Raw genomic sequence first — 22,313 nt, forward strand, 5'->3', positions numbered from 1 at the left:
GGATGCGCAAGCTTGGAATCGCCATTGTGGGCACGGGCATGATCGGTGCGGTGCATCGCCGCGCGGCACTGCTGGCGGGTGCCGAGGTTCGCGGTGTAGTTGCGTCCTCCCCGCAGCGCGCGGAGGAAGCGGCGCGGTCATGGAATGTCCCGCGCGGCTATCGCGACATCGAAGACGTCATTGCCGATCCGCACGTACAGGTCGTGCACGTGTGCACCCCCAACCACCTGCACCGCCCGATGGCGCAGGCGGCGCTGGAAGCAGGCAAGCACGTGATCTGCGAGAAGCCGCTGGCCACGACGCTGGAAGACGCCCAGGCCCTGGCGGCACTGGCCGCCTCGACCGGGCTGGTGGCCACGGTGCCGTTCGTCTACCGCTACCACCCGGTGGTGCGCGAGGCACGCGCACGCATCGCGCAGGGCGACCTTGGGCCCCTGCACCTGATCCACGGCAGCTACCTGCAGGACTGGCTGCTGGACCCGGCCAGCAACAACTGGCGCGTGGACCCCGCGCTGGGCGGCGCGTCGCGCGTGTTCGCCGACATCGGCTCGCACTGGTGTGACCTGGTCGAATGGGTCAGCGGCGAGCGCTTCGTCGACGTCAGCGCGGCATTCGCCACCGTCATTGCCGAACGCGGTGCCGTCACCGGGCAGAGCTTCACCACGCCGGCGGCTGGGGGTGCCCTGCAGGCGGTATCGAGCGAGGACGTGGCCGCGGCGATGTTCAAGACCGGCGCGGGTACGCTGGCGTCATTGACGGTCAGCCAGGTCTCGGCCGGCCGCCACAATCGGCTCTGGTTCGAGATCGATGGCGCCAGCGCCAGCGTGGCCTTCAACCAGGAAGACCCCGAGCGTCTGTGGATCGGCCGGCCCGACCAGCGCGAGGAAACCTTCGTGCGCGGGCCGGGCGCCGGCAGCGCCGAGCAACGAAGGCTGTCGGTGTTGCCGCCCGGCCATGCGCAGGGTTATGCCCAGTGCTTCGAGGCGTTCGTCGCCGACACCTATCACGCCATCGAAGGCGAGCGGCCGCAGGGCCTGCCCACCTTCGAGGACGGCCTGCGTTCGGCGCTGATTGTCGATCGTGTCATCGCATCGGCCAGGTCTCGCGCCTGGACCACTATCGGTTGAATCCCGGGAGGATTGCTTGATGAAGACCGCTGCACGCAGGACCACGACCCTCGCACTGCTGCTACTGGCTGCCCTGCCCGCTTTTGCAGGCGAAGCGTCCAGCTCGCAGCAGCCCATCGCGGTGCAGATGTACACGCTGCGCAACGCCGGCACGCTCGACCAGCAATTGAAGATCGTCCACGACGCGGGCGTAGGCGCGGTGGAAACGGTCGGCACCCAGAACGTCAGCGCCGCCGAACTCAAGCAGCTGCTGGACCGGTATTCGATCAAGGTGGTTTCATCCCACGTGCAACTGGCCGACCTGCGCGGTGATCTGGACAACGTGGTGGCCTTCAACCGCTCGATCGGTAACAGCACACTGGTGGTGCCTTACCTGGACAAGAAGGATCGGCCAACCGATGCCGCCGGCTGGACTGCATTGGGCAAGGAACTGGGCCAGATAGCGGCGCAGGCGAAGGCCAAGGGCATGCACCTGGCGTACCACAACCATGACTTCGAGCTGGTCGACTTCAACGGCAAGACCGGCCTGGAGCTGCTGTTCGCCGCCGCCGGCCCCGACCTGCAGACCGAGCTGGACCTGGCCTGGGTGGCGCGTGCGGGTTACAACCCGACCGTGATGCTGGGCAAGTTTCGCGGCCACGTGTTCGCGGTCCACGCCAAGGACAACGCACCGAAAGGCCAGGCCGAAGACGAAGGCGGCTTCGCCGCCGTGGGCCAGGGCGTACTGGACTGGAATGCGATCCTGCCTGCCGCAGCCGATGCCGGTGTGCAGTGGTACATCATCGAACACGACCAGCCGCGTGATCCGGCCACCGTCATCAAGACCGGCGCTGACTACCTGCGTCACCACCTGACCGCCCGCCTGCCCGCCAGCGCACAGCGCTAGCCAGCGAAGGAGCCCTGCTTGAAAACGATCCTGACAATGGCCGTGGTTCTTGGTGCGGCCACACTGGCAACGCCAGCGTGGTCCAAGGACGACCCTGCGGCCGGCGCCCAGCTCTACGCAACGCACTGCATTGCCTGCCATGGCGCGAACCGGGCCGGCGTTCCGCCGACGTTCCCCGCGCTCACCGATGTCGCCAAGCGGCTGGATTCGGCTCAGATCAAGGAAAAGATCAAGAAGGGCGGCGGCTTGATGCCGCCCTTCTCCCAACTCTCCGAACAGGACATCGGCAACCTCGCCAGCTACCTGGCGAAATAGGATCCCACTACAGCTTCCGCACCCATATGTTGCGGTAGCTGACCTTGGAATCGTGCTCCTGCAGGTACAGCGGCGCGCAGCCGTGCGGCGCGTACGACGGCGCACCGATGTACTCGGTCTTGCCCGACAGCACGGTGTCGTCCTGTACCAGTACGCCGTTGTGCAGCACGGTGATGCGGGCCGGTGAGGTGAGCCCACCGCCCGGCGAGAAGCGCGGGGCCTTCCAGATGATGTCGTAGGCCTGCCACTCGCCCGGCGCGCGCGAGGCGTTCACCAGCGGCATGGCCTGCTTGTAGAGCGAGCCGGCCTGGCCGTTGGCGTAGGTGGGGTTGTTGTAGCTGTCGAGCACCTGCAGCTCATACAGCTCCTGCAGGAAGATGCCGCTGTTGCCGCGATGCTGGCCGTCGAAGCCTTTGGTCGCAGTGGGCGCGCGCCATTCGACATGCAGCTGGATATCGCAGAAGTCCTGCTTGGTGCGGATCCCCTTGCTTCCCGGAACCACCGTCAACGCGCCCTTGGCAACGCTCCATGGCACGGCCCCGCCCTGCTCGGACTCCCAGGCGGAGGTATCCCTGCCATTGAACAGCACGATCGCATCGGAGGGCGCGCCGTTGGAGGGCGTGGCCACGGTTGCGGGCACGGGCTTCCATACCTCGGTTTTCGTCGGGTCGCGCGCAGGATCATCGGCCTGTGCGAACGCAGCCGCCGTGGCCAGCACGCAGGTCACCGTCAGTACGGGTTTGATCATCGTGTTCCTCATCAGCTGGTCCCCCACGCGGGCGTACCGGGGACATACGCCAGGTCGCCGTCGTAGCGACCGGGCACGGCGACGTACTGCAGCGCTTCGGTCGCGCCGACCTTGGACGTGAAGTAACCGAAGATGGTCAGCTGCTTGATCATCGTGAAGTAGTGCGGCATGGCCTTGTCCCCCTCGGCAGTGCCGGTATCGCCCACGTCGACGGCGCGCTTCCGGGCTTCTGCATCCAGTGTGCGCAGCAGCTCGGTGCGCGCCGCTGGCGCCAGCGCGTTGAAGTGTCCGCCGGCGCGTTTGTCGATGTCGGCCAGGCCGGCATGGAATGCCGCCTGCTGCCCTGCGGTGTAGCAGTCGGTGACGAATTGGGCCATGAACGCGCCAGTGCCGGCATCCTTCGCGCCTGGCGTGCGGGTCCGCGGCAGGATGGTGTCGGCGATCTCATCCAGCGTCGCCACGTCGGCGGCGGAGAAGGCGGTCTTCGCCCCCGCAGCAGGAACCTGGCCGTTCACCAGTGCGGGCAGACCGACCATGGCGGCGCCCGTGGCGGCAACGATCATCTTCAGCAGGTCGCGACGGTCCATTACAGATTCCCCGCTTTCAGCTCGCGCACCGCATGGTCGGCCGCGCGTGCGGTCAGCGCCATGTAGGTCAGCGAGGGATTCACGCAGGCGCTGGAGGTCATGCAGGCGCCGTCGGTCACGTAGACATTGGACGCATCCCAGACCTGGTTGTGCTGGTTCAGCACCGAGCTCTTCCGGTCACGCCCCATGCGCGCGGTCCCCATCTCGTGGATGCCCTTGCCGGGCGCGTAGTCGTTGTCGTGCATCTCCACGTCCTTGACGCCGGCGGCCTCCAGCATCTCGGCGGCATCGGCGGCCATGTCCTTGCGCATGGCCTTCTCGTTCGCGCGCATGGACACGTCCATCGCCAGCACCGGCAAGCCCCATTTGTCCTTTCGGTCATGGTCCAGGCGGATCGTGTTGTCATGGTGGGGCAGCATTTCGCCGAAGCCGGTCATGCCGATGCGCCAGTCACCCGGCACGGTCAGCGCATCCTTCAGCTCCGCACCGATATTCAACTCGGCGATCTCACGCGACCAGCCATTGCGGCTGGCGCCGCCCTGGTAGCCAAACCCGCGCAGGTAGCCACGCTTCTCTTCGGCCACGTTGCGGAAACGGGGAATGTAGAAGCCGCAGGGACGACGGCCGAAGTAGTACTTGTCGTCGTAGCCCTCGACCCGGCCGGAGGCGCCGGCGCCGAAGTGATGGTCCATCACGTTGTGCCCCAGCTCGCCGGACGAAGAACCCAACCCGCCTTCCCAGACATCGGTGGCCGAGTTCATCAGCAGCCAGGTCGAGTTGAAGGACGATGCATTGAGGAAGATCACCTTGGCCGTGTACGTGTAGGTCTGTCCGGTTTCGGCATCGATCACCTCCACCCCGCGCGCACGCTTGCGGTCCTTGTCGTAGAGCACTTCCTTGACGATCGAGAACGGCCGCAAGGTCAGGTTGCCTGTCTTCATGGCCGCCGGCAGTGTCGCCGACTGGGTCGAGAAGTAGGCGCCGAACGGACAGCCCAGGATGCACTTGTTGCGGTACTGGCAGTTGACGCGGCCCTGCTCGGGCTTGGGCTGGGTGATGTTCGCGGTGCGCGAGTGGATCATGTGCCGGGTGCCGCCGAAGGCCTTCTTGATCCGCGCCGCCACGTCCTTCTCGACGATGTTCAACGGGATCGGCGGCAGGAACTCGCCATCCGGCAGCACGTCCAGCCCCTCGCGCGTGCCGGCGATGCCCGCGAACTTCTCCACGTGGTCGTACCAGGGTGCGATGTCGGCGTAACGGATCGGCCAATCGGTGGCGATGCCGTCCTTGAGGTTCGCCTGGAAATCCAGGTCCGACAGGCGATAGCTCTGCCGCCCCCACATCAGCGAGCGACCGCCAACGTGATAGCCGCGGAACCAGTCGAAACGCTTGGTTTCAATATAGGGCGATTCCTTTTCGTCGGCCCACATGCCCTCCAGGTTTTCGGCCAGGGGGTAGTCGCGCCTCAAGACCGGAAAATCGGCCTTCATTGCCTGGGTGGGCCGGTTGCGGTGTGGGAAGTCCCACGGCTCCTTCATCGCATTGACGTAGTCCTTTACGTGCTCGATGTTGCGACCGCGTTCCAGCATCAGGACCTTGAGGCCCTTCTCGGTCAGTTCCTTCGCCGCCCAACCGCCACTGATGCCGGAGCCGACGACGATTGCGTCGTAATGATTGTCTGCCATGGGTTCTACTTCACCTGGGTGGATATCAATTTCAGACGTCGCAGAGGCGGATCGCCTCGCGCAGCGAACCGACGGGATCGGGCGCCGCAGGCATGAACTCCTGCGCCAGATACCCATCGAAACCGGTGTCGCGTATCGCGCGACAGATGGCGGGATACTGGAGTTCCTGCTGGTCTCCAATCTCGTGCCGGCCCGGCACGCCCGCGGTGTGGTAATGCTTGAAATGCGCGTGATGCCTGCCGATGGTGGCGATGATGTCGCCTTCCATGATCTGCATGTGATAGATGTCGTACAGTAGGCCAAAATGCGCTGAGCCGAGCCGCTGGCACAGCTCCACGCCCCAGGCCGAGTGGTCGCATAGATAGTCGGGATGATCGACCCGGGAGTTCAGCAGTTCCATCACCAGCACCACGCCGCGTTTCTCGGCGTGGCCGAGGATGCGCTTGAGCCCCGCTTCGGCATGGGCCATGCCCTCCTGCGGGTCCATGCCGTTGCGGTTGCCGGAAAAACAGATGAGGTTGCGGTAGCCAGCATCGGCCACCAGATCGATATGCCGGGTGTAGCGCTCAACCAATTCGTCGTGGAACTGGCTGCCAGCAAAGCCCTTGGTCAGCCCCAGCTCCGCGCCGTTGCACATCGCGCTGTACACGCCGTGCGCCTTCAGGGTGGGCCAGTCCCCCGGCCCCACCAGATCGATGGCGGCAAAGCCGATGCCCTTCACCGTCTGGCAGAGCTGGGCCACCGACAACTGCGGGAAGGTCCAGCGGGCGACGGAGTGCTTCAGGTTGCCCTTGAGCGGCGCGGTGGCGGCGGTTGCAGGCAACAGGCCGGCGGCACCCAAGCCCACGCTTCCGGCAACCGCGATGCGCAGCGCGTCGCGCCGCGTGAGGCGTGCACCTTGGATCGATCCAATCGAGTGGATGGACATCCGACTGCCGGCCTCCCAACCGGTATCAAACGCAACGATTTACGGGAATGCAATCGATTGCACCATAGGGGAGGAAATCGTTTATTTGCAAGACGCAGTGCACGAAAACAAATGTTGCAAGGCACAACGACCTCCGACAGCTACATCATGTCGGAGGCGTTCATAGCACCCGCTCCACTACTCGATAACCGCTTTGCAGCTTTCGTCCACCTCGATGGTGAACTCGCGCGAGAAAAGGCCTTTTGATTTCTGAAGATTCAAGGTCTCTCTCAGCGCTACGCCGAACTCCAGTTCGCACCCCGCGCCCAGGGCAAATGCGGTGCAATCGCCCTGAAGGTCGGGCCGCACATCGTTGGCCGGAATCTTGGTACTGGGGGCTGACTCGACCGATACGATTTCAAGCTTCAGGTCTTTGCCATCGACGTGCGCATGGTGTTCGGCCAGGCTTTCATGGAACGACTGTGATACTTCCTTGAACGAGTTCATGCCCTGATGGAACACAAACGTTCCAAGAAGTTCCGAGGTCTTCCTGTTGTAAACACGGCCAAATCCAACCGTGCACATGGTGAGTTTGCCGGGTCGGATGAAATGTCGGATACCCTTTGGAAAGAACTTCCCCTTACCCATTGCAACCAGGACATACGGAAGTGAACTCATCGCACCCTCCTGCGGACGAGACGGCATGTGTCTCGACGCAAAGGGTAGACACAGGTAGTCCGCGTGGTTTGTCGCCGTGTTCCAGCTCGTTGGCTGCGATGGGCCGCGTCCAGTGGGTGGTCGCAAACAGGATACCCGTCAGTGGTGAGGTGTGGCTTGTCAAGCGTCAAATGTTGCCTGTTTGGCAACAAATCGCGGGTGTCCCGGCAGCAGAGTTGCCGGACGCACACCCAATAAAAAAGGCCCGCTCAAGAGCGGGCCTTTCGATTCAAGGCGGTGCAGGTACAACTCAGAACGGAATATCGTCGTCCGCGAAGTCGTCCATCGGCGGCGCCGACTGCTGCGGCTGCTGCGGGCGCTGCTGCTGGCCGTAACCACCGCCACCGCCCTGGCGCTGACCGCCGCCACCACCACCACCGCCACCGCCGTATTCCTGGCGCGGGGCCTGCTGGCGCTGCGGACGCTCGCCGCCGGCGAAGTTGCCGCCGCCACCACCGCCACCGCCGCCTTCACCACGGCCGCCCAGCATCTGCATTTCGTCGGCGATGATGTCGGTGGAGTACTTCTCCACGCCATCCTGGCCGGTGTACTTGTCGTAACGCAGGCTGCCTTCGACGTAGACCGAGCTGCCCTTGCGCAGGTACTCGCCGGCGATTTCGCCGAGCTTGCCGAAGAACACCACGCGGTGCCATTCGGTGCGTTCCTGCTGATTGCCATCCTTGTCCTTGCGGACGCTGGTGGTGGCCAGGCTGATGCGGGTGATCGCCATGCCGCCTTGGGTGTACTTCACGTCCGGGTCGTTGCCGAGGTTGCCGACCAGGATGACTTTATTGATGCCGCGCGCCATAGGGTTGCTCTTCCGTTGTCCGAGGGCAGGCCTGAGAGATTACACACTCTTGGAGGTGCGGATACGCCGGCTGCCCCACGGGAAATCTGGGTGGGATGACAGAACGCGCCATTCTACCACCCCGGCCTGCCCCGCCCCTGTCGGGGATGCCCCTGATCCGCCTCAGTTTTTTGCCAATGCCTTGTAGGGCATGCCTTTCGGGCCGGAGGTAGAGCCACGCCATGCGTGGATTCTCGGTCCTGAACGAAGGGCAGCCACGCACGGCGTGGCTCTACCTCCCGTGCCCGGTCGGTTCCATTGTCTCCATGGCATCATGGCTTCCGTCGTCCCTGCCCTGCCCTCCATGACCATCCGCGGCAAAGCCACCTCCCTGGACATCGCCCACCTCGCCGGGGTTTCCCAGCCGACGGTGTCGCGGGCGCTGCGCGGCAGCCCGATGGTGAACCAGGAAACCCGTGAGCGGATCCTGCGGATCGCCCGGGAGCTGAACTACAAGGTAGACAAGAACGCCTCCAGCCTGCGCCTGCGCAACGCCGGCACGCTGGCCCTGCTGTTCTTCGAGGACCCCACCAACGACGATTCGCTGATCAACCCGTTCTTCCACGCCATGCTGGGCTCCATCACCCGCGCCTGCGCGCTGCGCGGTTATGACCTGCTGGTGTCGTTCCAGCAGTTGTCCACCGACTGGCAGGCCGATTACGAAGACAGCAACAAGGCCGACGGCATCATCCTGCTCGGCTACGGCGACTACCACGAGTCGCGCGAGCGGCTGCAGCGGCTGGTGGAACAAGGCACCCACTTCGTGCGCTGGGGCGCGGCGCTGCCCGACCAGCCCGGGGTATCCATCGGCTGCGACAACTTCCAGGGCGGCTTCGACATCACCGCCCACCTACTCGACCAGGGCTGCCGGCGCATCGCGTTCGTCGGCCACGCCTCCAGCCACTACCCCGAATTCGAGGAACGCTACCGGGGCCATGTGGCCGCGATGGCGGCGCGTGGGGTGGCGGCCGAACCGGACCTGCAGTTCGATGCGATCACCACCGAACAGTCCGGCTACGAAGCGTGCCAGTCGCTGCTGGCCGATGGCGAAGCCATCGATGCGGTATTCGCCGCCAGCGACCTGATCGCCATCGGCGCGATGCGCGCCCTGCGCGAGCACGGCCTGCGCATTCCGCAGGACGTGGCGCTGGCCGGATTCGATGACATTCCGCTGGCGGCATCGGTCTCGCCGACGCTGTCCACCGTGCAGCAGGACACCAAGCAGGCCGGCCAGCTGCTGGTGGAACGGCTGTTGGCGCTGATCCAGGGCGAGCCGGTGGAGAGCCAGACCATTCCGGTGAAGCTGGTGCTGCGGGAGTCGTCCTTGGCCGCGCGGTGACGCCGCGCCGTACCGACCAACGGTCGGTACCTACCGCAGCGCCTGCTCCGCATCCACGATCTGAACGCCCTGCATCTGCCCCAACCAGTGGTCGAAGTACGGCTTGTGCGAGGCGCCCACGACGGAGAGCACGCGCACGCCCGGGCGCTCGCGGAAGGTCTCCAGGATGTTGGCGACCATGCGCAGGTTACGGATCTCCCACCCACTCACCCAGATCTGCGGATAGTGTTCGCGCGAGGTGGCGCGCAGACTGGCGCCGACGTTGACGTCGGTGAGCACGTTGAGCCGCTCGGGTGCATTGAGGAAGCGGTATAGCGGCAGCAGGTCGGCCTGTTTGGCCAGCCCGTCCTCGATGGCGATGTTCTTCTCCAGCTCGCTGCGGCCCGCCTTCCACGCCGCTTCCACCGACGCGCCGAACGCCTTGCGGTCCTTGATCTGGATGTTGTCGCCGGTGTGATCGTCAATGGCGTGTACGCGCGACAGGCCCAGCCGCGCGGCCAGTTGCGCGGCGATCTGGTAACTCTCGTTCTGGCGGGTGGCAATGGTCTGCAGCAGCGCGACCAGATTGGTATCCAGCCCGTCGCCCGCATGGCGCTCGTCGGCCGGCAGCTGCAGCCACTGGGCGTAAGCCGAGGGCCGGTCGTTGGCGGCCAGCATCCAGGCCGCCAGCTGACGGCGCTGACCCGGCGTGGGTGAAGCAGGCCAGCTTGCCAACGTGGCGTTGACCCGTTCGATCGCTGCGGGAATCTGCAGGCCGGTGGCGATGCGCGCCGTATCGGATTCGGCGCAGGTGTCCGGGCCGTACACGCTGGGATGGCGTGCGACGAGATCGCACTGCTCGCCACTGATGTTCTCGACGGTGATGATGTCGGGCTTGAACGCGGCCAGCCGGTCCAGCAGCGGCGCCAGCGTGCCGGGCGCAACGCCGCCCTCGATCTCGCTCAGGTGCACGCTGCCCAGCACCAGCACCTGGGTGCGGGGGCCGGTCATGTCGCGGTCCAAGGTGCCCAGGTCGACCGGCGTACTGGCCGCCACCGGGAATGCCAGCGCCGCCAGTGCGGCCCACCACCATGCACGTTGTTGCATGTTCTGCGTCCTGTCGTCCGTTGCCGGGACCCATTGTTGCGCACCCCACGCGCCCGTACGCGTGACGTTGGGCAGGGTGCCCATTGGAATCAGGCCTGGGTGTCCTGCACGGCCTCTGCCATGGCATTGCGCACGGCGTCGCTGAAGGCATCCAACAGGAAGGGTTTGGCGATCATGCTCATGCCCGGCTCCAGGAACGCCGCGCGATCCTGCGCTTTCTCGGCATAGCCGGTCATGAACAACACCGGCAACGTGGGACGCGACTGCCGCGCGATCTCGGCCAGCTGGCGCCCGTTGAGGCCGGGCAGACCGACGTCACTGACCAGCAGGTCGATGGGGCGCGACGAGGCCAGCAGCGGCATGGCCTCGTCGGCATCGCCCACCACCTCCACCCGGTAGCCCAGATCCTCCAGCACCACGGTCACCAGCATGCGCACCTGCGGGTCGTCTTCCACCACCAGGATCGACTGCCCGTCGCCCAGCGCCATCGGGGTGGCAGGCTCGTCCTGCGCCGGCCCGGCCCCGGCGTCCACCAACGGAATGAACAGCGAGATGGTGGTGCCCTGCCCCTCGCGCGAGTCGATGGCGATGTGGCCGCCAGACTGCTGCATGAAGCCGTAGACCATGGACATGCCCAGGCCGGTGCCCTTGCCGATCGGCTTGGTGGTGAAGAACGGCTCGAACGCCCGCTCCACCACGTCCGGCGGCATGCCGCTGCCGGTATCGGCCACGTCCACCACCGCGTAGTGGCCGGCGGGCACGCTGGCGTGGTCGCCCTCGCCCAGCCGCAGCGGGAAACAGCGCAGGGTCAGTGCGCCACCGCCGGGCATCGCGTCGCGCGCATTGATGGCCAGGTTCAGCAGCGCGCTCTCGAACTGGTTGGCGTCGAGCGTGGCATGCAGCGGCGCGCACGCCACTTCGGTGTGGATGCGCACGGTCTCCCCCAGCGTGCTGCGCAGCAGCTGCTGCATCGAGCCCACCCGTTCGTTGAGCTCCACCGGCCGCGCGTCCAGCGACTGCCGCCGCGAGAACGCCAGCAGCCGCTGGGTCAGCGCGGCGGCGCGCTGGCTGGAGGCGGTGGCGGTGTCCAGGAAGCGTTCCAGATCATCCACGCGGCCCATTTCCAGGCGCAACCGCACGATGTCCAGCGCCGAGAGGATGCCGGTCAACATGTTGTTGAAGTCGTGCGCGATGCCGCCGGTGAGCTGGCCGATGGCCTCCATCTTCTGCGACTGGCGCAGCGCGGCCTCGCTGGCCTCGCGCGCGGCCATCTGCGCCTGCAGTTCCAGGGTGCGCTCAGCCACCACGGTCTCCAGCTCCTGCGCATGCTGGCGACTGGCCTCCAACGCCTTGCGGGCCACGGTGATGTCGGTGACGAACACATGGAAGCCGTCGACGCTGCCGTCGACGGCGCGCCGTGGGCTGTAACGCACCTCGCAATCGCGGCGGCGCCCCTCGCGGCTGGGCCAGCTGACCTCGAAGACGTGCTCCTCGCCCGCCAGCACCCGCTGCATGACCGGCAGGCGCTCCTCCCACACGCGGCTGCCAACCACCTCGCGGACATGCTTGCCGATCACCTCGCCCACCGGCAGGTCGAACCACGCCTCGTAGGCCTTGTTGGCAAACCGGTAGTGCATGCTGGTGTCGACGAAGGCGATCAGCTCCGGCATCGCATCGGCGATCAGCCGCAGCTCCGCCTCGCTGCGCGCCAGCGCGCTGCGGCTGTCGGCCAGCGCGCGCATCTGGTCGCGCACCACGAACTGCTTGGCACGCGCACGCAGGGCACCCTGCACCGCACTGAGCAGGGAGATGCTGCCCAGCGGCCGGTCAAGCTCGACCACGTTGATGGTGCGCGGCAGGAGGCTTTCGAACGGGGAGCGCCGGTGCGCACGCGGCGAACGCAGCAGGATGACCGGCAAGTCCGACCAGGTCGGCTGCCGCGACAGCGGTTCGAGCAGCGCTTCGGTGCCGCCCGCCACCGCCTCCTCGGTGATCAACACCACGCCGGCCTGGTCGTCCAGTGCGGCGCCCAACGCCTCCAGGCTGGCCGCCACCTGCGTGCTCAGCCCGGCGGTGGCCAGCACCGCCGCCATGCTGCTGGCGTCGCGCCCGAACGGCGCGACGATATGGACGATGCCACCGCCGTCGGCGTCATCCGGCATAGGGATGGGCCAGCAGCGAGGCCGAGTCGCCCACGAATTCCGGGGTGCCGGTGAGGATGCCCTTGAATTCGTTCAGGGGCGCGCTGAGCGTGATGCCCTTGCCGTTGATCTTGAGCTCGCGGATGGTGTCCTCATGCGCGCCGCCGCGGTTCTTGATGACCGAGATCGCCTTGCGGATCCGCCCCTGCGCCTCGAAGAAGCGGAACAGGATCACCGCATCGGCGATGTAGGACACGTTGAGGTTGCCGGTGGACATGGTGCCCACCAGGCCGTGCTGCGGGTTGATGAGGAAGGTGGCCACGCCCTTCTGGTTGAGATAGGACAGCATCTCGTGGAGCTGCAGCATCAGCTGCTTCTCCTGCGGCATGGCCGCCACATAGCCGTTGAGGCTGTCGATGACCAGCACGCTGCAGCCACGCTCCTCGACCGCCTTCTGCACGTTCCAGGAGAACTCGCCCGGCGAGATCTCCGCCGGGTCCATCTGCACGATCTCCAGCCGGCCCGAGGCGATATGTACCTCCAGGTTGATATCCAGCGCCTGGGCGCGGGTCAGCAGGGTGCCGATGCGTTCGTCGAACTCGAAGATGCAGCAGCGCTCGCCGCGTTCGCAGGCGGCCCACACATACTGCAACGCCACGTTGGTCTTGCCACTGCCGGCCGGACCGGTCAGCAGCGTACTGGTGCCGCGCAGCGGCCCGCCACCGAGCAGGTTGTCGATCTCCGCCACGCCGCTGCTGATCGGCGATTCGCCGAAGGTTTCGTGGTGCTGCGAGGCAATCAGACGCGGAAAAACGTCCACCCCGCCGCTGCGGATGACCAGGTCGTGGTAGCCCGCGACGAAGTTGACGCCACGCAGCTTCTGCACCTGCAGGCGGCGACGCGCCGCGCCGAAGTCCAGGGTCAGCCGCTCCAACGAGATGACGCCGTGGCACAGGCTGTGCAGCTGACCATCGCGGTCATCGACACCGGAGGTCAGGTCATCCACCAGGATCACGGTGACGCTCTTCGGCGCGAAGTACTGTTTCAGCGAGAGAATCTGGCGCCGGTAACGCAGCGAGTCCTGGGCCAGCAGGCGCAGCTCGGAGAGCGAGTCGAACACCACGCGGGTGGGCTTGATCCGGTCCACTTCGCCCAGGATCAGGTTGACCGTCTCATCCAGTTCCACTTCCCACGAGTGCAGCACCGACTGCAGGCGGCCGTTGCCGAGCGCGTCTTCGGCCGAGCCCAGCTCGAACAGGTGCAGGCCGTCCAGCGACCAGCCGTGCGCGGCGGCCACCTCGCGCAGCTCCTCGGCGGTCTCCGACAGGGTGACGTACAGGCAGCGCTCGCCCTGCTTCAGCCCCTGCAGCAGGAACTGCAGCGACAGCGTGGTCTTGCCCGAACCGGGCGGCCCTTCGAGCAGGTAAAGCCGCCCCTGCGGCAGTCCGCCGGCGAGGATGGTATCCAGGCCCTGTACACCGGTAATGACGCGCGAAGACTGTGTCTGCATGAAGGACCCCCGTTTTGACGGCGGAGTCTAGCAACGGGGAATGTGTAGAGATTGTGTGACCGGCGTCTCTACATGAAGTCCACTTCAGCAATGTGCAAACCGCGTGGAATCGCGCCCTTCGGGGCTCAGGCGAAGTCCTTCAGGATCTCGCCGATGCCGCCCGGTGACAGCTCCAGGCCCAGCGACGTTCCCGGATTGACGACGACACCGTAGCCACCGGGCACGCGCTTGAGAACCTCGAGCATCTGCATGCGGATCGTATGCGGTGCCTGCTGGCTGTGGAAGCCGACCCGTGCCATGTCGGTGAACACCGCCACGTGCAGCACGCCCTGCTTGTCGAACAGCAGCGGATCGAAGCCGCTGCCGTCGGCGGTGATCAGGCTGCCGGTGAGCAGCACCACGTCCGAGGCCACGAAGGCCTTCATGAAGGCGCTGATCGGCAGCTGGCCATCCATGGCGGACTTGAGCAGGGTTTCGACGGGTGTCTGTGGGGCGAGGTCGGTCATGGGGCCATTGTAACCGCGGCGGCGTATCGACCAACGGTCGATACCTACCGCGAGAGACGTTCCGTCCTCGCCTTCTGGTCCGCCACCGCCTTCGCCAGCTCGGCCTGCAGGTCCTTCTGGTTCACCCCTGCATCCAGCACATACACCTTCACTCCGTGGGCGGGCACCTCGGCTGTCAGGCTGCGGGTGACCTGCACGCTGCCCCCGCCCAGCGCATCGCGCCAGCTGCCCGGCTGCAGGTAGCGGCTGACCTCGATGCTGCGTGCGGTATCGCCCTTGTTGAGCAGCACCAGCGCGGTCTGCGCGGTGTCGCCGTGCTGCAGCACGCGGAAGAACACCGCCTCATCGCCCTGCAGGCGCTCATTGACCTGCAACCCACGCTGCAGCGCCGGAGTCGCCTCACGCAAGGTGGCGATACGCTGCAGCGGCCCGAAGATCGGGCTCTGCGGCGCGGCATCGATACGCGCCTGACCGAAGTAGGCGCGGTTGCCGGCGTGCTCGGCACGGCTGCGCATGAAGCCGGTCTCCGAGCCGTAGTACAGCACCGGAATGCCGCGCGCGGTGAACAGCCAGTTATGGGCGTCGATGAACCCGTTGTCGGTGGCATCCAGCCGCGCCATGTCGTGGTTGTCGTAGAAGCTCATCAGCTCGTACGGATTCGCATACGGCCCGCCGAGCAGATGCAACGGCTCGGCCAGCGCCTCGAAGCCCTTCTGCTCCTTGCCGAACACGCTGGACAGCGCGCCGCGCAGCGGGAAGTCCAGCACGCTCACATTCGCGTTGGACGGCCAGGTGTGTTCGGCGATCTTGCCCGCGTCGTAGTCGAACGCCTCGCCGAACATGAACATGCCCGGATGCGCGGCACGGATGCGGGTGACGAATTCATGCCACCACGGGTGCGGCAGCCAACCGATGGTGTCGATGCGCAGCGCGTCCACGCCCTGCGCCGTCCACCGCAGGTAAGCGCCCACCAGATAATCCATCACCGCCGGATTGTTCTGGTTGAAGTCGCTCAGTTCGGCCAGGTTGCCGTCGAAGATCGAGCCCTTGTCCGCATCGACCGGGCCGATGTTGTTGTAGAACGCGTGCAGCGGGTTGTGCTGCGGGTCGAGCTGCTGCGGTGGCAGGTTCTGATGGTCGGCGATGAGCTTGCCGTCCTTGTCGAAGATCTGGCCGAACTGCGGCTGCTTCACCGGCATGGTCCAGGCCGGCGAGCCGTGATTGCCGACGATGTCCAGCACCACTTTCAGCTTCGCGTCGTGCAGGCCACGGGTGAGCCCGGCGAAATCCAGGTCCTTGCTGGGCAGGTGCTCGTCGAGCTTGTAGAAATTGATGCCCCAGTAGCCGTGGTAACCGGTCTTGCCCCGGTCGGTGAGCGTGCTGGTGCAGCTGATCGGCTTGCTGCCGGTGAAGGCCTCATCCGGGTTGTCGACGATGGGCGTGATCCACACCGCGCCGAAGCCGAGCGTGCGGATGTAGTCGGCGTTGTCGAGCACGCCCTTGAAATCGCCGCCGAGGTAGCCGATGTTGCCGTCCACCTTGTCCGGGCACGGCACCGGAATGTCGAAGGTGCGGTGCTTGCCGCCCTGGTCGCGGTGGTCGTTGGACGGATCACCGTTGACGAAACGGTCGGTGACCACGAAGTACACCGCATCGCTGGCGAACGGCTCCAGCGTGCCCACATAATCCGGGCGCGGGGCGGCAACGGCGCTGCCGGCCAGCAGTGCGAGCGACAGGCCCAACGACAGACGCGAACGAGACAGCATCAGACAACCTCCTGGTGGGACGGTACCCGCAGCACGCACAGGCCGGCGATCAGCAGGCTGACGCCACCCAGCGCCAGCACGTGCATCGGATCGCCACCCAGCCACAGGCGCAGCATGAAACCCAGCGCGCTGGCCGCGACCAGCTGCGGAATGACGATGAAGAAATTGAACAGGCCCATGTACACGCCCATCTTGGCCGCCGGCACGCTGTCGGACAGCAGCGCATAGGGCAGCGACAGGATCGAGGCCCAGGCGAAGCCGACGCCGACCATCGACAGCAGCAGCCATTTCGGATCGTCGATCAGCATCAGCGAGATCAACCCGAGGCCACCCAGCCACAGGTTGACCAGGTGACTCACGCGCAGGCCCATCAGCCGCACCATCAGCGGAATCAGCAGCGCGGCCAGTGCGGCGAAGCCGTTGTAGGCGCCGAACAGCACGCCCACCCAGTTCGCGCCTTCGTTGTACGCGGCCGAGGCCGGGTCGGTGGAGCCGAAGTGGGTACCGGCCACGGCGGCGGTCGTGTAGATCCACATCGCGAACAGCGCGAACCACGAGAAGAACTGCACCCACGCCAGCCGGCGCATGGTGCGCGGCATGCCGCGCAGGTCGTCGACGATGGTGGCCAGCATGTGCGGGCCGGGCAGCAGCCGCGCCACGCCGAGCAGCACGCCGTAGGCGATGCACAGCCCAGCCAGCACGTACAGCATCTTGTCGCCGTCGCGCCACGCGATGGCTGCGGCGAGTGCCAGGCCGAGCGCGATCCAGCCGCCGATCTGCAGCAGCGGCGGCGGTCCGGCCACCGGCGCGGACTGGTGCACGGCCGGCGGTTCGGCGTCGTCGAAGCTGGCCAGCTCGGCCGGCGAGTACTCGCGGGTGCTGAACACGGTCCAGGCGATCGAGGCCAGCAGCACCACCGCGCCGAAGTAGAACGCGTAACGCACGGTGGGCGGTACCTCGCCGGCGGCGGCCGTGTTGGCGACGCCGAAGTGGGCCAGGATGAACGGCAGGAAGCTGGCCACGATGGCGCCTACGCCGATGAAGAAGCTCTGCATGGCATAGCCGCGTGGCCGCTGGCGTGGCGCCAGCTTGTCGCCGACGAAGGCGCGGAACGGCTCCATCGAGACGTTGATGGAGGCGTCCAGGACCCACAGCGTGCCCGCCGCGATCCACAGCGTGGGCGAGTTCGGCATTACCAGCAGGGCCAGCGTGGTGAACACCGCGCCGATCATGAAGTACGGCCGGCGGCGGCCCCAGCGGGTCCAGGTGCGGTCCGACATATAGCCGATGATCGGCTGCACCAGCAGGCCGGTCAGCGGCGCGGCGATCCACAGCCCCGGCACGGCATCCATCGGCGCGCCCAGGGTCTCGAAGATGCGGCTGGCGTTGGCGTTCTGCAGGGCGAACCCGAACTGGATGCCCAGGAAGCCGAAGCACATGTTCCAGATCTGCCAGAACGACAGGGTGGGCTTGGCGGTGCGGCTCATCGCGTGGCCTCCGCATCACCGGCCACCGGCGCGATCAACAGCGCACTGACCTTGGCCGCGTTGAGCACGCCATCGCGGCCGCCCTTGCCGCCGTTGTACTGGGCGAAATGTTCCAGCGCGCTCATGTTGAAGCCCGGTTCCAGGGTGAAGCGGCAGCTGCCCTTGGGCAGGTCGAATTCGGCGGCCGTGGAGTCCTGCGGGCCGACGCTGTGCGGCATCACCACGGTGGCGCGCTGCACGGGCTGGCCGGCGCACTGCACCGCCAGCTGTTTGACCGCGGCGGTGACGCCAGTGTTGATCGGGCCGTTCGGGTTGTCGTAGCGCAGGCGGATGCGCACGCGGGTGGGCGTGGCGGCGGTCCAGTTCCATGTCGTCGCGCCGGCCAGGCGCTGCTGCGGGCCAATGCAGGTCATCGGGCTGTGCAGCGATTCGAGTGTGCCTTCGCGACGGGTGAGGCTGAAGCAGTGCTGGTAGCCGTCCTCCGTAAGGGTGTGGGTGGAGGTGCCCGTTGCCGGTTGACCGTCCAGCCAGAGTTGATGATTGGCGGGTATGGGGGTGACCCATGTGTTCCCGTGTGGGACCGCGACTACGACGGGAGCGGGCGGTGTGGGTGGGGCGAACAGGTTGGTCCCGGTCGGGGTTGAGTGGGACGCGTGTGACGTGTTGCCACGCAGCTGTACCGTTACGGTGTTGCCTTTGCGGGTGGTTGTCTCCGCTACCAGCAGGTCGCCGTCGAGCTTGCGGGGGCGCTTGAGGATGTAGCGGGTGGTGCCGTCGTCCAGTTCGATGCTGCCGCGCTTGCCGAACAGCTGCGGCACCAGCGCCACCGGCAGCTTGGGCGCGACCGTGCCGTCGGCTTCCACGCCGAACACGCCTTCCAGCACCATCGACAGGTACCCCGCCACCGACCACAGCTGGCGCGGCGAGTTCACCACCGGCCCACTCAGCGGGCCTTCGTCGACGTGCACGGCCAGCGTGCGCATCTCGTAGTTCTCCATGTTCGATCCGGCCAGCGCGCTGCCGCGCATCAGCGATTCGATCTCGCGCTGGATGCGGGTGGCGTCGTCCACCTTGCGCGCCGCGCGCAGCGAATAGGCGCTGACGAACGGCCACACCGCGCGGTTGTGGTAGATCGGCTGCTGCGCCTCCTGCGGCCACACCACCGGGCTGCCACCCTCCACGTACGGGTAGTTGGCCAGCGAGCGACGCGCGCGTTCGGCCGGGAACACATCGGCCAACACGCCCAGCGAGATGCCCAGCAGGTCGTACTTGGCATAAGGCACCGGATGCGCCGCTTCGCCGATGTAACTCATGTACATGCCGGCGTCTTCGCGCCAGAAGCGGGCATCGATCTTTCGGGCCAGCGCGTCGGCCCAGCCGGCGTACTGGCTGGCGCGTTCATCGCCGCGCATGCGTGCCTGCTGTTCGGCCAGGCGCAGCGCCTGGTAGTGCAGCACGTTGGTGGACAGTGCGAACGACTCGCCGATGAAGCGCACGTCCTGGCGGGTCCAGTCCGGGTAGGTCTGCTCGCGCCAGTCCAGGAACGAGGTCTCGCCGCGGTACAGGCCGGTGCGCGCGTCGAACACCATCGCGCGGTCCTGCGCCAGCGTGGCCTGCAGCGCCTCCCAGGTCTGGGTGGCGAAGGGGCCGTCGTCAAGCAGGTTGCGCGCGGCCAGGAACCACACCACGCGGTCGCTGCTGATCGGCCAGCTGCCGCCCGAGCCGGTGTCCTGGGCCACGAACAGGCCGGGCGTGTGCCCGTCGCGGGCGGCCGACAGCTTGAACTGCAGGGATTGGCGGGTACGGGTCGGCTCCAGCCGGGCCAGCGCGAGGTCGGCAGCGAAGCTCACATCGCGCGTCCACACGTACGGCCAGCGCTCGCCGGTCTGGAAGCATGCGCAGTCCACCGGGTTGCCGAAGTTGAATGCCGGGTCGCGGATCGCGTCGACGCGGTCGGCCACCATGTCCTGCTGGGCCAGTGCGAACAGCGCATCGAACATGACGCTGTCGGTGCGGCTGCGCATCGGCTGGGCGGCAATCGCCACCGGTGTGCCGTTGGCCAGCAGCTGGAAGCTGCCATCGGCGGCGGCCGTGGCGCACGCGGTGCGGCCATCGAATGTCAGGTCCGCCGCCGCAGCGGTGGACACCAGCGCCGCCCCGAGGGCAGCGGTCAGGCAGATCGTCTTCAGCATCGAAAAGCGGCGGACCGGCTTGCGCCCGTCGGCCTTCCTCCCTTCTTGCACGCGGTGTGGTTCGACAGCGCCGGGGCACTGTCGTCGCGGCCCCCTCCCAGGGTGCCTGCCTGCATGGTAGGCGACGACCGTCGCCCACCGCACGGCACAGGCGGCATCGATGCCCGCTTGCATACGTATTCATGGCTCGCCGGCGAATGGTCACGGCAGGCGTGGCTATAGTCCGGGCAGTCAAGCGCTGCCCTGGGAGGGGAAATGCCACTGGATTTGCCGTTGTTGCGCGCCTTTGCCGCGCCCCGCCCGCTGGCCTGGCTGGCATTGTCGTTGTTGTTCTGCGCTACCGCCGCACAGGCCGAGCCGGTCACCGTGGCCAGCGCCAGCTCCCCGGGCAAGGTGCTGACGGTGTCGCTGCAGCTGGATGGCGGCAACCCCAGCTACCGGGTCGAGCGCCTGGGCCAGACCGTGGTGGCTGAGTCCAAGCTGGGCTTCCAGCTGCGCGACGGGCGCCTGGACCGCGACCTGGCGGTACTCGGGCAGGACACGCGCAGCGTCGACGATACCTGGGAGCAGCCGTGGGGCGAGCGCCGCAGCGTGCGCAACCACTACAACGAAGTGACCGTGCACCTGGGCGAGCGCAGCGGCGCCAAGCGCCGGCTGGACGTGGTGTTCCGCGTTTACGACGACGGCTTGGGCTTCCGCTATCACTTCCCCGATCAGCCGGGCTTGCGCGAGGCGATCATCGACGACGAGCTGACCGAGTTCGCGATCGCCCCCGCCTCCACCGCGTGGTGGATCCCGGCCGGCGAGCCCATCCACTATGAATACCTGTATCAGCGTACGCCGCTGGACCAGGTGCCGCTGGCGCATACCCCGCTGACGCTGCGCAGCCACGACGGCCTGCACGTGTCGATCCACGAGGCGGCGCTGGTCGATTACGCCGGCATGTGGCTGCGCCGCACCGAGGGCCAGCGCCTGCGCGCCCAGCTGTCGCCGTCGGCCGAAGGCTGGAAGGTGCGCCGCACCCTGCCCTTCAATACGCCCTGGCGCACGCTGCAGATCAGCGATACCGCCGGCGGGCTGGTGGAATCCAACCTGATCCTCAACCTCAACGAGCCCAACGCACTGGGCGATGTGAGCTGGGTAAAACCGTCCAAGTATCTTGGCGTGTGGTGGTCGATGCACCTGGATGAGGAAAGCTGGGCAACCGGCCCGAAGCATGCGGCAACCACCGCCAAGACGAAGAAGGTGATCGACTTCGCCGCCGCACATGGCTTCCGCGGCGTGCTGGTGGAAGGCTGGAACCCCGGCTGGGACGGCATGTGGGTGGGCAACGGCTACGACTTCGACTTCACGAGGGCGACCCCCGACTTCGACATCGAGGCGCTGTCGGCCTATGGCGCGAAGAAAGGCGTGCACCTGGTCGGCCACCACGAGACCGGCTGTGCGATCGAACACTACGAAGACCAGCTGGGCGCTGCGCTGGACCTGTACGCGCGGTTGGGCGTGGATTCGTTCAAGACCGGCTACGTCTGCGACGATGGCCAGGTGGACCGGCGCAATCCGGCTGGCGGCCCACTGTGGCGCGAGTGGCATGACGGCCAGTTCATGGCCCGCCACCACCTGAAGGTGGTGCAGGAGGCGGCCAAGCGGCACCTTGCGGTGAACCCGCACGAGCCGATCAAGGACACGGGGCTGCGCCGCACCTACCCGAACTGGATCTCGCGCGAAGGCGCGCGCGGCATGGAATACAACGCCTGGGGCCAGCCGCCGAACCCGCCCGAGCACGAGGTCAACCTGGTGTTCACCCGCCTGCTGTCCGGGCCGATGGACTACACCCCCGGCATCCTCAGCCTGAAGGGCCGCCATGGCCAGGCCATTCCCAGCACGCTGGCGCGGCAGCTGGCGCTGTACGTGGTGATCTACAGCCCCATCCAGATGGCCGCCGACCTGCCCGAGCACTACGAGCAGCACCGCGAGGCGTTCCGCTTCATCGAAGACGTGGCGGTGGACTGGGACGAGACCCGCGTGCTGGATGGCGAGGTGGGCGACTACGTGACCATCGCCCGCAAGGACCGCAACAGCCGCGACTGGTTCCTGGGCAGCATCACCGACGAACATGGCCGTGCCCTGCCGGTGCCGCTGTCGTTCCTGGAGCCGGGCGTGCGTTACCGCGCGGAGATCTACCGCGACGGTGACGGTGCCGATTACCAGTCCAACCCGTTCGCGTTCAAGCGCGAAACCCGCGAAGTGACCAGCGCCGATACGTTGAACATCGTGCTGGCACCGGGTGGTGGCCAGGCAGTTCGATTTACTCCGCTATAGCGTTTCCGCGCCGCTGGAGCCTTCTGGTGAAGAGCCCCCTGAGTCAGGGGGCGGTGCCGAAGGCACCGGGGTGTGGGTGCTGGTGAGACATGGGTCCGCGGTTTGCGGAGCAAACCGTGGAGCGGCAGCGCGAATGCGATGACGG

The 22,313-nt window shown here is 66.7% G+C and carries 18 protein-coding genes; 5 read left to right on the forward strand and 13 right to left on the reverse strand.

Annotated elements, in window-relative coordinates:
* Positions 1 to 2: 2 nt before the first annotated feature.
* Genes ACREPD_RS10300 through ACREPD_RS10310 form a run of 3 tightly spaced genes read left to right on the forward strand, consistent with a single transcriptional unit; the run spans position 3 to position 2,328 of the window.
* Positions 3 to 1,127, forward strand: coding sequence for a Gfo/Idh/MocA family protein (locus ACREPD_RS10300; RefSeq protein WP_431599244.1), 1,125 nt, complete (start codon positions 3 to 5; stop codon positions 1,125 to 1,127).
* Between the two features lie 19 nt (positions 1,128 to 1,146).
* Positions 1,147 to 2,013 (forward strand): sugar phosphate isomerase/epimerase family protein, encoded by an 867-nt coding sequence (locus ACREPD_RS10305; protein ID WP_431599245.1) that lies wholly within the window; start codon positions 1,147 to 1,149, stop codon positions 2,011 to 2,013.
* Between the two features lie 18 nt (positions 2,014 to 2,031).
* Positions 2,032 to 2,328, forward strand: a complete 297-nt coding sequence (locus ACREPD_RS10310; protein ID WP_431599246.1) for a c-type cytochrome — start codon at positions 2,032 to 2,034, stop codon at positions 2,326 to 2,328.
* Positions 2,329 to 2,335: 7 nt separating this feature from the next.
* On the opposite strand, the gene ACREPD_RS10315 is transcribed toward ACREPD_RS10310, so the two are convergent.
* The 6 genes from ACREPD_RS10315 to ACREPD_RS10340 form a co-directional block, all read right to left on the reverse strand.
* Complete coding sequence (locus ACREPD_RS10315) at positions 2,336 to 3,076, reverse strand: 3-keto-disaccharide hydrolase (protein ID WP_431599247.1); 741 nt, start codon at positions 3,074 to 3,076, stop codon at positions 2,336 to 2,338.
* Between the two features lie 11 nt (positions 3,077 to 3,087).
* Positions 3,088 to 3,663, reverse strand: coding sequence for a gluconate 2-dehydrogenase subunit 3 family protein (locus tag ACREPD_RS10320; protein ID WP_431599248.1), 576 nt, complete (start codon positions 3,661 to 3,663; stop codon positions 3,088 to 3,090).
* The gene (locus tag ACREPD_RS10325; RefSeq protein WP_431599249.1) at positions 3,663 to 5,348 is read right to left on the reverse strand and encodes a GMC oxidoreductase; all 1,686 of its coding nucleotides are present in this window, start codon (positions 5,346 to 5,348) and stop codon (positions 3,663 to 3,665) included. The genes ACREPD_RS10320 and ACREPD_RS10325 overlap by 1 nt, the downstream gene beginning before the upstream one ends.
* A gap of 31 nt (positions 5,349 to 5,379) precedes the next feature.
* Positions 5,380 to 6,276 carry a hydroxypyruvate isomerase family protein gene (locus ACREPD_RS10330; protein ID WP_431599250.1) on the reverse strand — a complete coding sequence of 299 codons (897 nt, stop codon included), beginning with the start codon at positions 6,274 to 6,276 and terminating at the stop codon, positions 5,380 to 5,382.
* A 177-nt stretch (positions 6,277 to 6,453) separates the two neighbouring features.
* On the reverse strand, positions 6,454 to 6,933 hold the full coding sequence (locus ACREPD_RS10335; RefSeq protein ID WP_431599251.1) for a hypothetical protein: 480 nt from the start codon (positions 6,931 to 6,933) through the stop codon (positions 6,454 to 6,456).
* A 289-nt stretch (positions 6,934 to 7,222) separates the two neighbouring features.
* Positions 7,223 to 7,780 carry a single-stranded DNA-binding protein gene (locus ACREPD_RS10340; protein WP_431599252.1) on the reverse strand — a complete coding sequence of 186 codons (558 nt, stop codon included), beginning with the start codon at positions 7,778 to 7,780 and terminating at the stop codon, positions 7,223 to 7,225.
* A 343-nt stretch (positions 7,781 to 8,123) separates the two neighbouring features.
* Here ACREPD_RS10340 and ACREPD_RS10345 point away from each other — a divergent pair, with 343 nt between their 5' ends.
* Positions 8,124 to 9,158, forward strand: a complete 1,035-nt coding sequence (locus ACREPD_RS10345; RefSeq protein WP_431599264.1) for a LacI family DNA-binding transcriptional regulator — start codon at positions 8,124 to 8,126, stop codon at positions 9,156 to 9,158.
* Between the two features lie 30 nt (positions 9,159 to 9,188).
* Here ACREPD_RS10345 and ACREPD_RS10350 read toward each other — a convergent pair whose 3' ends face one another.
* The 7 genes from ACREPD_RS10350 to ACREPD_RS10380 form a co-directional block, all read right to left on the reverse strand.
* Positions 9,189 to 10,244: a DUF5694 domain-containing protein gene (locus ACREPD_RS10350; protein ID WP_431599253.1), complete on the reverse strand. Its 1,056-nt coding sequence runs from the start codon at positions 10,242 to 10,244 to the stop codon at positions 9,189 to 9,191.
* 89 nt (positions 10,245 to 10,333) lie between these two features.
* Positions 10,334 to 12,406 carry a PAS domain-containing protein gene (locus tag ACREPD_RS10355; protein WP_431599254.1) on the reverse strand — a complete coding sequence of 691 codons (2,073 nt, stop codon included), beginning with the start codon at positions 12,404 to 12,406 and terminating at the stop codon, positions 10,334 to 10,336.
* Positions 12,396 to 13,895: an ATPase domain-containing protein gene (locus ACREPD_RS10360; RefSeq protein WP_431599255.1), complete on the reverse strand. Its 1,500-nt coding sequence runs from the start codon at positions 13,893 to 13,895 to the stop codon at positions 12,396 to 12,398. The genes ACREPD_RS10355 and ACREPD_RS10360 overlap by 11 nt, the downstream gene beginning before the upstream one ends.
* A gap of 125 nt (positions 13,896 to 14,020) precedes the next feature.
* Positions 14,021 to 14,401 (reverse strand): SseB family protein, encoded by a 381-nt coding sequence (locus ACREPD_RS10365; RefSeq protein ID WP_431599256.1) that lies wholly within the window; start codon positions 14,399 to 14,401, stop codon positions 14,021 to 14,023.
* Between the two features lie 44 nt (positions 14,402 to 14,445).
* Complete coding sequence (locus ACREPD_RS10370; protein ID WP_431599257.1) at positions 14,446 to 16,167, reverse strand: alpha-amylase family glycosyl hydrolase; 1,722 nt, start codon at positions 16,165 to 16,167, stop codon at positions 14,446 to 14,448.
* Positions 16,167 to 17,654 (reverse strand): MFS transporter, encoded by a 1,488-nt coding sequence (locus ACREPD_RS10375; RefSeq protein ID WP_431599258.1) that lies wholly within the window; start codon positions 17,652 to 17,654, stop codon positions 16,167 to 16,169. The genes ACREPD_RS10370 and ACREPD_RS10375 overlap by 1 nt, the downstream gene beginning before the upstream one ends.
* A complete protein-coding gene (locus ACREPD_RS10380) occupies positions 17,651 to 19,846 on the reverse strand; it encodes a Six-hairpin glycosidase-like protein (RefSeq protein WP_431599259.1) in 2,196 nt (731 codons plus the stop codon). The genes ACREPD_RS10375 and ACREPD_RS10380 overlap by 4 nt, the downstream gene beginning before the upstream one ends.
* A gap of 255 nt (positions 19,847 to 20,101) precedes the next feature.
* Between ACREPD_RS10380 and ACREPD_RS10385 the strand changes: the two genes are divergently transcribed.
* Positions 20,102 to 22,168, forward strand: coding sequence for a glycoside hydrolase family 97 protein (locus ACREPD_RS10385; RefSeq protein WP_431599260.1), 2,067 nt, complete (start codon positions 20,102 to 20,104; stop codon positions 22,166 to 22,168).
* The last annotated feature ends 145 nt before the right edge of the window (positions 22,169 to 22,313 follow it).

Source organism: Stenotrophomonas sp. (genome assembly GCF_050737075.1).
Lineage (GTDB): Bacteria > Pseudomonadota > Gammaproteobacteria > Xanthomonadales > Xanthomonadaceae > Stenotrophomonas.